Annotated in this window: 18 protein-coding genes; 13 read left to right on the top strand and 5 right to left on the bottom strand. The window is 62.3% G+C overall.

All coding sequences use genetic code 11. The annotated features are described in order from the left end of the window. Positions 1 to 80 precede the first annotated feature (80 nt). Both HB778_RS28105 and HB778_RS28100 read left to right on the top strand, forming a co-directional pair. Positions 81 to 1,148: a branched-chain amino acid ABC transporter substrate-binding protein gene (locus tag HB778_RS28105; protein ID WP_183458666.1), complete on the top strand. Its 1,068-nt coding sequence runs from the start codon at positions 81 to 83 to the stop codon at positions 1,146 to 1,148. Continuing rightward, complete coding sequence (locus HB778_RS28100) at positions 1,148 to 2,167, top strand: P1 family peptidase (protein ID WP_183458664.1); 1,020 nt, start codon at positions 1,148 to 1,150, stop codon at positions 2,165 to 2,167. Before HB778_RS28105 ends, HB778_RS28100 begins: the two co-directional genes overlap by 1 nt. A 9-nt stretch (positions 2,168 to 2,176) precedes the next feature. Here HB778_RS28100 and HB778_RS28095 read toward each other — a convergent pair whose 3' ends face one another. Further along, complete coding sequence (locus HB778_RS28095; protein WP_183458662.1) at positions 2,177 to 2,431, bottom strand: DUF2171 domain-containing protein; 255 nt, start codon at positions 2,429 to 2,431, stop codon at positions 2,177 to 2,179. A gap of 133 nt (positions 2,432 to 2,564) precedes the next feature. Between HB778_RS28095 and HB778_RS28090 the strand changes: the two genes are divergently transcribed. The 3 genes from HB778_RS28090 to purB all read left to right on the top strand — a co-directional run bounded on the left by HB778_RS28090 (position 2,565) and on the right by purB (position 5,268). Beyond that, on the top strand, positions 2,565 to 3,287 hold the full coding sequence (locus HB778_RS28090) for a DUF2259 domain-containing protein (RefSeq protein ID WP_183458660.1): 723 nt from the start codon (positions 2,565 to 2,567) through the stop codon (positions 3,285 to 3,287). After that, entirely contained in the window at positions 3,284 to 3,802 is a 519-nt protein-coding gene (locus HB778_RS28085; protein WP_183458658.1) for a hypothetical protein, read from the top strand. Before HB778_RS28090 ends, HB778_RS28085 begins: the two co-directional genes overlap by 4 nt. Before the next feature lie 158 nt (positions 3,803 to 3,960). After that, positions 3,961 to 5,268 carry an adenylosuccinate lyase gene (gene purB / locus HB778_RS28080; protein WP_183458656.1) on the top strand — a complete coding sequence of 436 codons (1,308 nt, stop codon included), beginning with the start codon at positions 3,961 to 3,963 and terminating at the stop codon, positions 5,266 to 5,268. Between the two features lie 242 nt (positions 5,269 to 5,510). Here the strand turns inward: purB and HB778_RS28075 are convergent, their stop codons facing one another. Next, on the bottom strand, positions 5,511 to 6,323 hold the full coding sequence (locus HB778_RS28075) for a VOC family protein (RefSeq protein ID WP_183458655.1): 813 nt from the start codon (positions 6,321 to 6,323) through the stop codon (positions 5,511 to 5,513). Positions 6,324 to 6,567: 244 nt separating this feature from the next. On the opposite strand from HB778_RS28075, the gene HB778_RS28070 reads away from it, so the two are divergent. Then, positions 6,568 to 7,122, top strand: coding sequence for an RBBP9/YdeN family alpha/beta hydrolase (locus HB778_RS28070; RefSeq protein ID WP_183458652.1), 555 nt, complete (start codon positions 6,568 to 6,570; stop codon positions 7,120 to 7,122). Between the two features lie 19 nt (positions 7,123 to 7,141). Here HB778_RS28070 and HB778_RS28065 read toward each other — a convergent pair whose 3' ends face one another. Together HB778_RS28065 and HB778_RS28060 are read right to left on the bottom strand one after the other, a co-directional pair. After that, complete coding sequence (locus HB778_RS28065) at positions 7,142 to 7,915, bottom strand: HpcH/HpaI aldolase family protein (protein WP_183458650.1); 774 nt, start codon at positions 7,913 to 7,915, stop codon at positions 7,142 to 7,144. A 220-nt stretch (positions 7,916 to 8,135) separates the two neighbouring features. Beyond that, entirely contained in the window at positions 8,136 to 8,456 is a 321-nt protein-coding gene (locus tag HB778_RS28060; RefSeq protein ID WP_183458649.1) for a DUF1476 domain-containing protein, read from the bottom strand. A gap of 276 nt (positions 8,457 to 8,732) precedes the next feature. Between HB778_RS28060 and purC the strand changes: the two genes are divergently transcribed. From purC to HB778_RS28025, 7 genes are all read left to right on the top strand, one after another. Further along, on the top strand, positions 8,733 to 9,527 hold the full coding sequence (gene purC, locus HB778_RS28055) for a phosphoribosylaminoimidazolesuccinocarboxamide synthase (RefSeq protein WP_027028673.1): 795 nt from the start codon (positions 8,733 to 8,735) through the stop codon (positions 9,525 to 9,527). Between the two features lie 43 nt (positions 9,528 to 9,570). Then, positions 9,571 to 9,813, top strand: coding sequence for a phosphoribosylformylglycinamidine synthase subunit PurS (gene purS, locus HB778_RS28050; RefSeq protein WP_095788262.1), 243 nt, complete (start codon positions 9,571 to 9,573; stop codon positions 9,811 to 9,813). A gap of 19 nt (positions 9,814 to 9,832) precedes the next feature. Then, positions 9,833 to 10,087 (top strand): hypothetical protein, encoded by a 255-nt coding sequence (locus HB778_RS28045; RefSeq protein ID WP_183458647.1) that lies wholly within the window; start codon positions 9,833 to 9,835, stop codon positions 10,085 to 10,087. Beyond that, complete coding sequence (gene purQ, locus HB778_RS28040) at positions 10,084 to 10,752, top strand: phosphoribosylformylglycinamidine synthase subunit PurQ (protein ID WP_183458645.1); 669 nt, start codon at positions 10,084 to 10,086, stop codon at positions 10,750 to 10,752. The genes HB778_RS28045 and purQ overlap by 4 nt, the downstream gene beginning before the upstream one ends. Positions 10,753 to 10,822: 70 nt before the next feature. After that, a complete protein-coding gene (locus HB778_RS28035) occupies positions 10,823 to 11,488 on the top strand; it encodes a glutathione S-transferase family protein (RefSeq protein ID WP_183458643.1) in 666 nt (221 codons plus the stop codon). Next, a complete protein-coding gene (locus HB778_RS28030; RefSeq protein WP_183458641.1) occupies positions 11,485 to 11,892 on the top strand; it encodes a hypothetical protein in 408 nt (135 codons plus the stop codon). The genes HB778_RS28035 and HB778_RS28030 overlap by 4 nt, the downstream gene beginning before the upstream one ends. Positions 11,893 to 11,894: 2 nt before the next feature. Beyond that, positions 11,895 to 12,536: a Pr6Pr family membrane protein gene (locus HB778_RS28025; protein ID WP_183458639.1), complete on the top strand. Its 642-nt coding sequence runs from the start codon at positions 11,895 to 11,897 to the stop codon at positions 12,534 to 12,536. A gap of 25 nt (positions 12,537 to 12,561) precedes the next feature. Here the strand turns inward: HB778_RS28025 and HB778_RS28020 are convergent, their stop codons facing one another. Further along, a complete protein-coding gene (locus HB778_RS28020) occupies positions 12,562 to 12,813 on the bottom strand; it encodes a DUF1127 domain-containing protein (protein ID WP_183458637.1) in 252 nt (83 codons plus the stop codon). Positions 12,814 to 12,820: the final 7 nt, after the last annotated feature.

Below are 12,820 nucleotides of genomic sequence, written 5' to 3'. Positions count from 1 at the left end.
AAGGCCGGGCAGCCTTTAGGTCTTGGCGGGAATTGGCGCCTGCGCTGCTATCGCGGGCTTGGGAGGAACTCTTCGGCAGGATGCGACCCGGGGCAACGATATCCGCCGCAATGGCCTGGCTGTTCCTGGCCGGAGCCGCCAGCGCCCAGACGCTCACGATCGGCGTCGCCGCACCCTTGTCGGGACCATCGGCCATCCTCGGCAAGCAGATCGAGGCCGGCGCCGGGCTCGCAGCACAAGCAAACGGCATCGAACTCAAGACCGTAGACGATGCCTGCACCGCCGATGGCGGTGCAGCCGCGGCCAGGGATTTTGCCGCAGCCAAGGTCAGTGTCGTGGTAGGCTTCCTCTGCACCGATGCCATCGAGGCGGCGATGCCGATCCTCAAGGACGCCAACATTCCGGTCATCACCGTCGGCGTGCGAACCGAAAGCCTGACCGACCGCCGCGCCAAGACCGGCTGGCCGGTCTATCGCCTCGGGCCGCGCGGCGACGATGAGCGCAACGCCGTCGCCTCCGCCCTCACCCGGCTGTGGCAGAGCGAGCTGTTCGCCATTATCGACGACGGCACCATCTATGGCCGCGAGATGGCCGAGACCTTTCGCGCGGCGGCCGAGCAAGCGGCGCTGAAACCTGTCTTCGTCGACACATTCCGACCGCAGCTCGACAACCAGATCGGCCTGGTCGGGCGGCTGAAGAAAGCCGGCGCCACACATGTCTTTGCCGGCGGTGACGGCGACGACATTGCCATTATGGGCCGCGATGCAGCACAGCTCCAGGCCGGCATCGTCTTTGCCGGCGGCGAAAATCTGCGCACGCCGCCCGGCGACGTGTCCTATGCCACGGGCACGCTGATGATCGCGCCGCCCGAATGGGCCGATGTCGCCGACCCAAAGGTGCTGGAAAGCTTCTCCGCGCAGAAGATCGTGCCGGACGGCTACACGCTGCCGGCCTATGCGGCGGTCGAGATCGCCAAGGCAGCGTCGGCCTTGTCCTCGGACAAGCCGCTGGCTGAGGCGCTGACCGGGCATGATTTCACCACGGCGATCGGGCCGATCCGCTTCGGCGCCAAGGGCGATCTCAGCCAGAGCCCTTACCGTGTCTTCCGCTTCGACGGCACGCGCTTCGTGCCCTTGGAAAGCAACTGATGTTCCGCACCGGTCCGCGCAACCTGATCACCGACGTTGCCGGCCTGCGCGTCGGCAACGCTGCCGACGCCAAGCTAAAGTCCGGCGTGACAACCGTGTTGTGCGACGAGCCGGCGGTGGCCGGTGTCCAGATCTTGGGCGGCGCGCCGGGCACGCGCGAGACGGACCTGCTCGAACCGCACAATTCGGTCGAGGCGATCCATGCGGTGGTGCTGTCGGGCGGTTCGGCTTTCGGCCTTGATGCTGCGTCCGGCGTGCAGGCGGCGCTACGCGAACGCGGCATCGGCTTCGAAGTGGGCGGCTTTCGCGTGCCGATCGTGCCGGCGGCAATCCTGTTCGACCTGCGCAATGGCGGCGACAAGGACTGGAGCCGTTATCCACCCTACCGCGACCTCGGCTATGAAGCCGCGCAAAGCGCGGCCGCCGATTTCCAGCTCGGCACGACGGGTGCCGGCACCGGTGCGCTGACCGCGGGGCTGAAGGGCGGCCTGGGTTCCGCCTCGACGCTGCTCGACAATGGCGTCACCATCGGTGCACTGGCCGCCGTCAACCCGACCGGATCGGTGACCGTCAGCCGCACCCGCCATTTCTGGGCGGCACCCTTCGAAATCGGCGACGAATTCGGCGGGCTCGGTTATCCCTCGCCGATGCCGGACGATGCCAGGCGTATCTTGCTGAAATATCGCGACAAGCAGGCAGGCAAGCAGATGGAAACCGGCGGCAACACGACCATCGCCGTCATTGCCACGGATGCGGTTCTGACCAAGGCCGCCGCAAAACGCCTGGCAATGTCGGCTCATGACGGCTTCGTGCGCGCCATCTGGCCGACGCACACGCCGGCGGACGGCGACCTGGTGTTCGCGCTGGCGACGGGAACCAGCGGCATCCGGCTCGACGCCGATGCCGCAATCGACCTCTATGCCGCGGCCGGCGCCACCATGGCGCGCGCCATCAGCCGCGGCGTGTTTGCCGCGACGCCGGCCAACAACGACCTGTTTCCCGTCTGGTCGTCGCGCTAAAGCCGTCGATCAGACCGGATCGGATTTTTCTTCCTCGAACATAACCGCGACGTCGGAATTTGCCGCCAGCCACACCTTCTTGCCATCGACCTCGGCAACCAGCGCCAGAGGAATGTAGTGGTGATGACCCCTGTGAGCGCCCTCGCCGCTATCGGCCTTGGTCAACTTGATGCGCTGGCCGTCGACCTTGTCGACAGTGCCGACATGCACGCCATCGGCGCCGACGACTTCCATATGCTCACGAATTTTGCTGGTGTCGGTCATGGTGGTTCTCCATTGGGACTGCCGACAATAACAAATGACAGGCCGATTGGATGCATCGGCTTGTCAGCCGCACGACGTTTTGATTCGGTCGTGCTAGGGATTGCAACGATCGCGGCTGCTGGGGGAAGAACCGATGCGAATGCTTCTTTTGTATGCCGTTTCCCTGGCCGTACAGTTTGTGGTGTCAGTCGCCCACGCTGGCGATGTCGCCGAGCTCGAGATCCTTGGCTTCACCAAGGACGGCAGCGTGTTCGCCTTCGAGGAATACGGTGTCCAGGACGGGTCGGGCTTTCCCTATGCCAACCGCTATTACATCGACACGAGCACCGACAGCTTTCTCAAGGGCACGCCGATCAGAGTCCGGCTCGACGACGAGAACGCCAAACTGGACGCTGCCCGCCTCCAGGCCCGGCAGAAGGGCGAAACCATCGTCAGCCAGGCCGAGCTGAGCGCCAATCACGGTATTACTGCGGGCTTCAACCCGGTGACCGAGCTTTCGGCCGATCCTCACCGGATGGCTGTCAATCCGCGGCCGATCTTCTCTCCGGTCGACCAGCCGCTCGAGTTCCGGCTCGATGAGATCGGCATGAACAACACCGAAGGTTGCGACAGCCAGGGCGAGATCAATGGCTTTCGGCTGCTGCGCGTCGAGGCGCAGGATGGCGGCACCACCAAATTGCTGCACGAGGACAAGTCGATTCCCAAGAGCCGCGGCTGCCCGAACGGCTACCGCATCGGCGCGGTCCAGACATTCTCCATGGACAGCCTCAGCGCCTATGCGGTGCTGATCGCCGTGCGCCAATATGGCTTCGAGGGGCCGGACTTCCGCTGGATTGCCGTGACCGGCCGGCTGTGACAGAGCACGCCGTCATACCCGGCCGCAACGTGAACTACGTCCGCCGCGCTTTGCCGGGGTGGCGCGCGACGCTTTTCGGCTCGCTGGTGTGGGCCGGGGCCATGGGCGCCAGCGCGTTGATCAACCTGTTGCTGGATCATTGGGTGACGCCGGATAAAATCCGCATTGTGTCGCTGCTGTTTGCGGGTGGCGGCGCCCTCGCCTTTCCGCTTGGCCTGTTCGCGGCACGGCTGGTCTCGCTCGGAAGAGGCCGGGAAGTCGCCTTCGCGGCGGCAATGGTGTGCCTTGCCGCCGCTACGATCAGGCTCACCGCCGGGCTCTATGCCTTGCAATACCGGTCGTACTACGCCGAATGGCATGCGCCCGTCTTCACCCTCACCTGGGGCTTTCAGCTCGCCTTCACGATGGCGGTGGCGTCCTACCAGTTCGTGGTGCTGGGTATCCGGCTCTATTTTCCGCTCGGTTTCGTCGCCTTGCTTGCCGCCAGCCTCTGGTTTGCACTGCAGCGGCGTTGAGCATTTTGTCCGCCTCTGTTAGGACGCGGGCTAACCCAGAGCGGTTCAGCGTTTGGTAGAACCGCCGACCCGCTCTAACTCCTTCTTTTTCGCAATTCCGGGACGGAAAACCGCTGCGCACTTTTCCTGGATTGCTCTAGATACATCAGGACTGACCGATGATCCCTCGCTATTCCCGGCCGGAAATGGTCGCCATCTGGTCGCCCGAAACCCGGTTTCGCATCTGGTTCGAAATCGAGGCCCATGCCTGCGACGCGCTGGCCGAACTCGGCGTCATCCCGAAGGAAGCGGCAAAAACCATCTGGGAAAAGGGCGGCGCTGCAAAATTCGATGTCGAGAAGATCGACGAGATCGAGCGTGTCACCAAGCATGACGTCATCGCCTTCCTGACCCATCTTGCCGAATTCGTCGGGCCGGACGCGCGCTTCATCCATCAGGGCATGACCTCTTCGGATGTTCTGGACACCTGCTTTGCCGTCCAGCTTACCCGCGCCAGCGACATCCTGCTTGCCGACATTGACGGCCTGCTTGCCGCGCTCAAGCGCCGCGCCTTCGAGCACAAGGACACCGTCACCATCGGCCGCAGCCACGGTATCCATGCCGAACCGACAACCTTCGGCATCAAGCTGGCGCAGGCCTATGCCGAATTCTCGCGCTGCCGCGAGCGGCTGGTGCATGCCCGGGAGGATATCGCAACCTGCGCCATTTCCGGGGCGGTCGGCACCTTCGCCAACATCGAACCCTATGTCGAGGAGCATGTGGCGGCGAAACTCGGGCTGAAGCCGGAACCGGTGTCGACGCAGGTCATCCCCCGCGACCGCCATGCGATGTTCTTTGCCACGCTTGGCGTCATCGCCTCGTCGATGGAGCGGCTGGCGACCGAGATCCGGCATCTGCAGCGCACCGAGGTGCTGGAGGCGGAAGAGTATTTTTCGCCGGGCCAGAAAGGCTCGTCGGCAATGCCGCACAAACGCAATCCGGTGCTGACGGAAAACCTTACTGGCCTTGCCCGCATGGTGCGCTCCATGGCACTGCCGGCGATGGAGGATGTGGCGCTCTGGCATGAGCGCGATATTTCACACTCCTCGGTTGAGCGCATGATTGGACCCGACGCCACGGTGACGCTCGATTTCGCGCTTTCGCGGCTGACCGGCGTCATCGACAAGCTGGTCGTCTATCCCGAGAACATGCTGAAGAACATGAACAAGTTCCGCGGCCTGGTGCATTCGCAGCGCGTGATGCTGGCGCTGACGCAGGCCGGCCTGTCGCGCGAGGACTCCTACCGGCTGGTGCAGCGCAACGCCATGAAGGTGTGGGAACAAGGCGCTGATTTCCTTGAGGAACTTTTGGCCGACAAGGAAGTGACCGCGGCACTGCCGGAGGCGGAAATCCGCGAGAAATTCGACCTGGGCTACCACACCAAGCATGTCGACACGATCTTCAGGCGGGTGTTTGGGGAAGCTTGAGCTTTCCTTCTCCCCGTTTATGGGGAGGTGAGGAGTGGTCCGCACAGCGGACGAAAAGCCAATTGCTTGGCTTTTCGACCGACGAACGCCCGAAGGGCGGATGAGGGGGCAGCGCCGACGTCGGCGACGATCGCACCCATCCACGCTTTGACAATTTCACAACTTGGCGCTGCCCCTCATTGCCCTGCCGGGCATTTCTCCCCGTATAGTGACGGGGAGAAAGAAGCTGTGCTGACGTCCAATCACGCCTTTCCAGGCACAGTCCTGATCACCGTGCCCCACGGATCCTCGCGGGTCGTTTCGCCGGTCACATTGTCCGAACGCATCTCGACCCAGGCAAGGCCCGAGCGCGACGCGTCGCGGCGGGCGGCACCAGCGCTCTGCCAGGCATTGGCGCCGATGTGGTGGTGATAGCCGCCGGACGACAGGAACACGGCCTGGCCGCCATATTTGGCCACCGTGTCGAAGCCGAATTCCTGGTTCCACCAGGCCTCGGCCTCTTCCGGCCTGCCGACGCGCAAATGGACATGGCCGACAATGCTGTTTTCCGGCGCGCCTTGCCAGCCGGCATCGCCTGCCGGGACTTCGGCGACAATGGACGGAATATTCAGCCGCTCGGTCGCCATGGCGATTTTGTCGCCGTTCCATTTCCAGTCCTGCGGACGGCGGTCGGCATAGATCTCGATGCCGTTGCCTTCGGGATCGGTCAGGTACAGCGCCTCGCTGACCAGATGGTCCGAAGCCCCCTCAATGGCGATCTTGTCTGATATGGCGTGGTTGATCCAGCGGCCGAGATCGGCACGGCTGGGCAGCAGGAAAGCGGTGTGGAACAGACCGGCGCTGCGCGGATCGTCCGGCTTGGCCGAAGGATCAGCCTCGATCACCAGCAACGGACGGCTGCCAGCCCCCAACGTGATCGCGCCATCGGCACGGCTCAACTCCTGCAGGCCGACGACCCGGCGGTAATAGGCAGCGAGGCTTTCGGCATCACGCGCCTTCAGCCCGACGCGGGCAACGCTCACCGGCGTGGTGGCGGCAAATGGCAGTTCGCTCATCATTGTCTCCGTTGCGGCAACGCTTGATGAAGCTCCCAAAGCCAGGAACCCGGCGCCGCCGATGATTGTACGTCGTGTCAGCGCCAAAATCCGGTCCTCCACGGCTGTTTCTCTCCTGACGACAGATCGTCTATCGCGATCGTTCACACAAGACAGCGAAATGCGAACATGGTGTTCACCATTATGACCAAGCGCTTGCCCATCAACGGTTGCATGAGACAATCGCGCTCGCTATCTCAGCGCCATGAAAGTCAAAGACGCAGATATCCTGATCGTTCCGGGTTACACCAATTCCGGACCGGAGCATTGGCAGACCCGCTGGCAGTCGAAACTGTCGACGGCGCGGCGTGTCGAGCAGGCGGAATGGTCGAAACCGGTGCGCGAGGACTGGACGGCGAGCGTGGCCAAAGCCGTCAACGAGGCCGAGCGGCCCGTCGTCATCGTCGCGCATTCGCTTGGGGTCGCCGCGGCGGTGCAGGCCATCCCGCAATTTCAGAAGCCGGTCGCCGGCGCCTTCTTCGTGGCGCCGCCCGATGTCGCCAATCCCAAGATCAAGCCAAAGCACCTGATGACCTTCGGCCCCTACCCGCGTGAGCCACTGCCTTTTCCATCGATCGTAATCGCCAGCCGCAACGACCCGTTCTGCGGCTTCGATGTCGCCGAGGACATTGCCGGCGCCTGGGGATCGCTGTTCATCGATGCCGGCGAAACCGGCCATCTCAACCAGGATTCGGGCTTCGGACCGTGGCCAGAGGGATCCATGACCTTCGCCAAGTTCCTCACGGACCTGAAAGCGTAGCGCCTATGGTCGCGCCGCATCAGGCGCCGATCGAATCCTTGATGTCCTTGAGCAAGGTTTTTGCCCCCAGCGAGATCAGCGCATGTTCAGATCCCGTGGCGAGCAGGCGGTAGCCCATCGACACAACACGGCCGGCAATTGCTGGTTCGACGACATAGATCGCCGCATGTTTTCCGGCCTTGCGGGTGCGCTCGGCGACCGATGCTATCGTCTCCATCATGCTTTCCAGCGTCGAATTGACGATCGTACCGTTGCTCCAGGCGATCGAGAAATCCGATGGGCCGAGGAAAATGCCGTCAATGCCCGGCGTATCGAGAATGCCGTCCAGCGCGTCGAGTGCGGCGCGCGTTTCGACCATGGCAAAAGCCATCGTGCGCTGGTTGGTGTCGCGCAGCCATTCGGCATAGTCGCCCTTGCCGTGGCGCGGAAAGGCATAGGTCGGCCCCCACGAGCGCTCGCCGAGCGGCGGATATTTCATCGCCGCGGCGAACAGCTTTGCATCTGCCACCGAGTTCACCATCGGCGCGATGACTGCCTCGGCGCCGAAATCGAGCGCCCGGCTTGCCATGTCAAAGCGGCCGACCGGGATGCGCACCAGCGCCGGCTTATTTGCGGCGAGCACCGGCACGAGACCGCGCAGCACGCTGTCCTCATGATGCCCGCCATGCTGCATGTCGAGCGTGATGGCATCGAAGCCCTGTTTGGCGAGAATCTCGACGGTCAAGGCGTCCGGCACGCCCGACCATGCGGTGACCAGCGTTTCATCGGCGGCAAGACGGGACTTCAGGGACATCTAATCTCTTTCCTTGTTAAGGATCACAGTTTCAGCCGGAAACCGCGGCAAACGCAAAGAAAAACCGCCCGGCTTGGCCGGGCGGTCGATTGGTCCAGTCATTCTCGCCGCAGGTTCTGTCACAAAAACCTGGGACACTTTTTGCGGAACCTGCTTCCTTTTGTTTGTCGCAGGTTCTGTCGCAAAACCGTGGGACACTTTTGCGGAACCTGCTCCGGAATCAGGTGTTCTTGATCTGCTCGATCGCCTGCGCCATCAGTTCGTCCATTGTGCGACGGATCTGATGGTCCGACTGCTCGACGCCGGCGGCGTCGAAATCCTTGCGGATCTTGCGGAACACGTCATGATCGCCGGCTTCCTCTATGTCGGAAACAACGACTTCCTTGGCGTAGGCATCGGCATCAGTGCCCGACTTTCCGAGCTTTTCGGCGGCCCACAGGCCGAGCGCCTTGTTGCGGCGCGCCGAGGCCTTGAACCGAAGCTCCTCGTCGAATGCAAATTTGCGTTCGAAGCCCTCTTCGCGGTCTTTCATGCTGCTCATGGCGTCCCTCCGGGTCAAATCCGATTCTGTTGGCAAGTGATATGTGTGTTGCCAAAGCACAAACCAAAAGGTCGCGAGCCGGTCAATACGCTTCGTCATATGCTGCGCTGCGGCATTTCAGTCCCGAAAGCGGTTGATTGGAAGGATTTGCCGATTGAGCAAACGATGTGATTGGGATAGACCCGGCATTGAACCCCGCCGTCGCCGCACTAATATAGGCGGACGGACAGGAACTGGTCGCTTGCCGCCTGCCCGCAAATCCAGAGAAAAAATCAGATGAAAAATCGCCGCCGCATTTATGAAGGCAAGGCCAAGATCCTCTATGAAGGACCGGAACCGGGTACGCTGATCCAGTTCTTCAAGGACGATGCAACCGCGTTCAACAAGAAGAAGCACGAGGTCATCGACGGCAAGGGCGTGCTCAACAACCGCATTTCCGAGTACATCTTCAACCACTTGAACCGCATGGGCATTCCGACCCACTTCATCCGCCGGCTCAACATGCGCGAGCAGCTGATCAAGGAAGTCGAGATCATCCCACTTGAAGTGGTGGTGCGCAACGTCGCCGCCGGCTCGCTGTCCAAGCGCCTCGGCATCGAGGAAGGCACCGTTTTGCCGCGCTCGATCATCGAATTCTATTACAAGGCCGATGCGCTCGACGATCCGATGGTGTCGGAAGAACACATCACGGCCTTCGGCTGGGCGAGCCCGCAGGAGATCGACGACGTCATGGCACTCGCCATCCGCGTCAACGATTTCCTCTCCGGCCTGTTCATGGGCGTCGGCATCCAACTCGTCGACTTCAAGATCGAGTGCGGCCGCCTGTTCGAAGGCGACATGATGCGCATCGTCGTCGCCGACGAGATTTCGCCGGATTCGTGCCGCCTGTGGGACGTGGCGACGCAGGACAAGCTCGACAAGGACCGGTTCCGCCGTGATATGGGCGGCTTGGTCGAAGCCTACCAGGAAGTCGCCCGCCGCCTCGGCATCATGAACGAGAATGAGCCGCCGCGCCCCACCGGTCCGGTGCTGGTCGCCTCGACCGACGGCGTCAAAGGCAAGCCGCACTGATAGCGGCCTGCAACCGAATATTTGGAACAGGAGCATGTCCAGCGTGATTAAGGCCCGCATTACCGTCACCCTCAAGAACGGCGTTCTCGACCCGCAAGGCAAAGCGATCGAACACGCTTTGTCCGGCCTGGGTTTTGATGGCGTCGGCGCGGTGCGGCAAGGCAAGGTGTTCGACGTCGAACTGGCGGAAAGCGACAAGGCCAAGGCCGAGGCCGACCTGAAAGCCATGTGCGACAAGCTGCTGGCGAACACGGTGATTGAGAATTATAGTGTAGCCATAACCTGAGGTTGTACCGGAGGGGCTGATGGCTGAGATCGATGGAAGCTTGATATTCGAAGTCCTCAAGTCCATCCAATCTCGGCTGGACAGGATGGATTTGACGCTTGGAGAGGTAAAATCCGAGCTAGGCTCCATCTGCGGTCATCTGATAGCCACTGAAAATGACGTGAAGAACATCTATGGTGTGCTGGCTCGCCAGGATGATCGGCTCGAACATATCGAACGCCGTCTCGACCTGCGCGAACTAGCCGAAGCCCAGAGGCCTTACGAACCAAAATGAAATCCGCTGTCGTCCTTCTGCCTGGCCTCAACCGCGACCGCGACATGATCGCCGCGCTGACCAAGATTTCGGGAAAACCGCCGGTCACCGTCTGGCAGACCGACACAGAAATCCCGGATGTCGACCTGATCGCCATCCCAGGCGGCTTCTCTTTCGGCGACTATCTGCGCTGCGGCGCGATCGCGGCGCGCATGCCGGTGATGCGGGCGGTCGCCGAAAAGGCCGCCAAGGGCGTCACCGTCATCGGTGTCTGCAACGGTTTTCAGATCCTGGTCGAGGCCGGCCTGCTGCCGGGGGCGCTCATGCGCAACACTTCGCTGAAGTTCGTCTGCCGGCAGATCAAGCTCGAAATCACCAACGCCAACACCATGTTCACCCGCCGCTATGGGCAGGGCCAGATCATCCGCTCGCCGGTGGCGCACCACGACGGCAACTACTTCGCCGACGCCGAAACACTTGCCCGCCTCGAAGGTGAAGGCCAGGTGGTGTTCCGCTATGCCGAGGGTACCAACCCCAATGGCTCGATCAACGACATTGCCGGCATCATCAACGAACAAGGCAATGTGCTTGGCCTGATGCCGCATCCTGAAAACCTGATCGAAGCCGCCCATGGCGGCAGCGACGGCCGTGCCCTTTTCGAAGGCGCGCTCGGCATCGCCGCTTGACGATTTCAGCCGCAAATGCGGTAAAGTTTACAAGGACATCACGTCCATTGCTCTGGGGAGAGAGACGGTCATGAAACTCTATTCGCGGCCGTTGTCGCCCTACTCGTCGATCGTGCGGGCGCTGGCCTATATCAAGGACGTGCCGCTCAAGATCATCGCGCCGCCGCCGGGTTTTCCGATCCCCGAAGAGTTTCGCGCCATCTCGCCGATGAACCGGATTCCGGTGCTGATCACCGGCTCGGGCGAAACCATCGTCGAATCGGTTGTCATCGCCGAATACCTCGAGGAGCGGTTTCCGGAACCGGCGCTGCTGCCGCCCGATTCCAAGGATCGCGCCCTGGTGCGCATGTTCGCCCGCATCACCGATCTCGATGTTCTCACCCCGACGATGAAGCTTTTCGAGCTGCATTTCGTGCCGAAGCGCAACAATGCCGAGATCGACGCCCAATTCGCCCGCCTGCATCACGGGCTGGCGGCGATCGAGGCGCGTATGGCGCAAGGCCCCTTCGCGCTCGGCAACGACATCAGCTTCGCCGACGCCTGGCTGACGCCGACCCGGTTCATCTTCAACAATTTCCGCGCCATGACAGGCCGCCACGACCTGCTCAACGCCTATCCCAAATTCGATGCCTATGAGCAGATCGCCTCGCAGCATCCGGCCTTGTCGCGGGTCTGGGGCGAGATGACCGACGGCCTGAAGATCTTTCTGTCCGAACTCGAGATGGGTGCCGCTTGATCAGGAGCAAGACGATCGTTCTCGTCGCCGCGGCAGGCTTTGCCCTGGCCTCGTGCCAATCTACCCCGAAGAGCACGCCTGTGCCCTCGGGCAAGACTGCGGCGCTGCTGGCCATGGAACAGGTGGCGATCGCCGCACACCAATGCTGGATCGCCAGCAAGGACCCAGCCTTCAAGCAATATCAGATGGCCAATGAGCTGAACTCGTTCAGCGGCACGCCACGTTTCCTTTTGGTGCCAGCCAAGCATTATGGCGGCAAACCGTTGCTGGTCGTGCAGGCGCAAGGCAATTCGAGCCGCGTCGACGCCTTCGGCCCGCTGATGAACGACCCGCTCGGCGCGCGCATCGGCTCCGACATTGCCCGCTGGCAAGCCGGCAATCCGGCCTGCGCCGCGACCGCCTGACCATGGGCCGTTTCCTGCAGAAGGTGGGGCTGGCCATCGGTCTGGCTGGTCTCATCCTGCAGTTCTGCATCAGTATTCCAGCGTCGATGGAAGCCGGGCGCAGCCTGCTCGGCTCGATCGTCTTCTTGTTCAGTTTCTTCACCATCCTGACCAACATCGGTGCCGTGCTGGTGCACACATCGCTGCTCTCATCCACCGGCTATGCCTGGCTGCCGGCCTTCGCCGGGTCACGGATGCGTGCGGGGGTTGCGGTTTCGATCACCCTGGTCTTCATCGTCTATGCCACGGTTCTGGCACGGCTCTGGCAGCCGCAAGGACTGTTCCTGCTCTGCGATGTGCTGCTGCACTACGTCACGCCGGTGCTGTTCGTGCTGTGGTGGCTGATAGCAGGCGCCGATGGCAGAACGCGGTGGAGCGACATCTCCTGGTGGGTGCTCTATCCCATCGCCTATCTGGCCTATGCTCTGGCGCGAGCGCCGTTTGCCGGCGAGGTGCCCTACCCCTTCCTGGATGTCGCCAAGAACGGCGTAGCCAGTGTCGCCATTGCGGCATTGGCCGTCACCGCGCTGTTCCTGGTGATCTGCGTCGTCGCCGTTTTTATCGATCGCGGCATCGGCCATCGCGGGGCCAAACGGGTCCGTTAAGACATGGGTCCGTTAGAATTGGCCTCTAATCCCAGAAACGCCTGATGCCCTCACGATGGGCATCGCAGCGGGAGATGCCGATGTCCTTGAGCTGATCGTCGGTCATCTCCAGCAATGCCAGCCGGCCACGCCGGCGCTCCAGCAAATGGTCGATCCATCGTGCCAGCGACCGGACCACGCGCACCAGACGGCCGACAAAGCCTCGCTGGCCGGACGGGCGTAGCGCCTTGCTTGGGAACGCGGAGCTTGAATTGCGGATTGTCGCGATTGTATCCATTTTCTTT

This window comes from Mesorhizobium huakuii (genome assembly GCF_014189455.1).
Classification (GTDB): domain Bacteria; phylum Pseudomonadota; class Alphaproteobacteria; order Rhizobiales; family Rhizobiaceae; genus Mesorhizobium; species Mesorhizobium huakuii_A.
Note: the sequence above shows the minus strand (reverse complement) of the source record. Positions and strands in the feature narration are given on the sequence as shown.

Coding starts and splice junctions, on each gene's coding strand:
- HB778_RS28065 (WP_183458650.1), bottom strand. CDS start 7,915: ATGTCCCTGAAGTCCCGTCTTGCCGCCGATGAAACGCTGGTCACCGCA.
- HB778_RS28090 (WP_183458660.1), top strand. CDS start 2,565: ATGCGAATGCTTCTTTTGTATGCCGTTTCCCTGGCCGTACAGTTTGTG.
- purC (WP_027028673.1), top strand. CDS start 8,733: ATGAAAAATCGCCGCCGCATTTATGAAGGCAAGGCCAAGATCCTCTAT.
- HB778_RS28025 (WP_183458639.1), top strand. CDS start 11,895: ATGGGCCGTTTCCTGCAGAAGGTGGGGCTGGCCATCGGTCTGGCTGGT.
- purQ (WP_183458645.1), top strand. CDS start 10,084: ATGAAATCCGCTGTCGTCCTTCTGCCTGGCCTCAACCGCGACCGCGAC.
- HB778_RS28095 (WP_183458662.1), bottom strand. CDS start 2,431: ATGACCGACACCAGCAAAATTCGTGAGCATATGGAAGTCGTCGGCGCC.
- HB778_RS28060 (WP_183458649.1), bottom strand. CDS start 8,456: ATGAGCAGCATGAAAGACCGCGAAGAGGGCTTCGAACGCAAATTTGCA.
- HB778_RS28100 (WP_183458664.1), top strand. CDS start 1,148: ATGTTCCGCACCGGTCCGCGCAACCTGATCACCGACGTTGCCGGCCTG.
- purB (WP_183458656.1), top strand. CDS start 3,961: ATGATCCCTCGCTATTCCCGGCCGGAAATGGTCGCCATCTGGTCGCCC.
- HB778_RS28070 (WP_183458652.1), top strand. CDS start 6,568: ATGAAAGTCAAAGACGCAGATATCCTGATCGTTCCGGGTTACACCAAT.
- HB778_RS28035 (WP_183458643.1), top strand. CDS start 10,823: ATGAAACTCTATTCGCGGCCGTTGTCGCCCTACTCGTCGATCGTGCGG.
- HB778_RS28045 (WP_183458647.1), top strand. CDS start 9,833: ATGGCTGAGATCGATGGAAGCTTGATATTCGAAGTCCTCAAGTCCATC.
- HB778_RS28075 (WP_183458655.1), bottom strand. CDS start 6,323: ATGAGCGAACTGCCATTTGCCGCCACCACGCCGGTGAGCGTTGCCCGC.
- HB778_RS28105 (WP_183458666.1), top strand. CDS start 81: ATGCGACCCGGGGCAACGATATCCGCCGCAATGGCCTGGCTGTTCCTG.
- HB778_RS28020 (WP_183458637.1), bottom strand. CDS start 12,813: ATGGATACAATCGCGACAATCCGCAATTCAAGCTCCGCGTTCCCAAGC.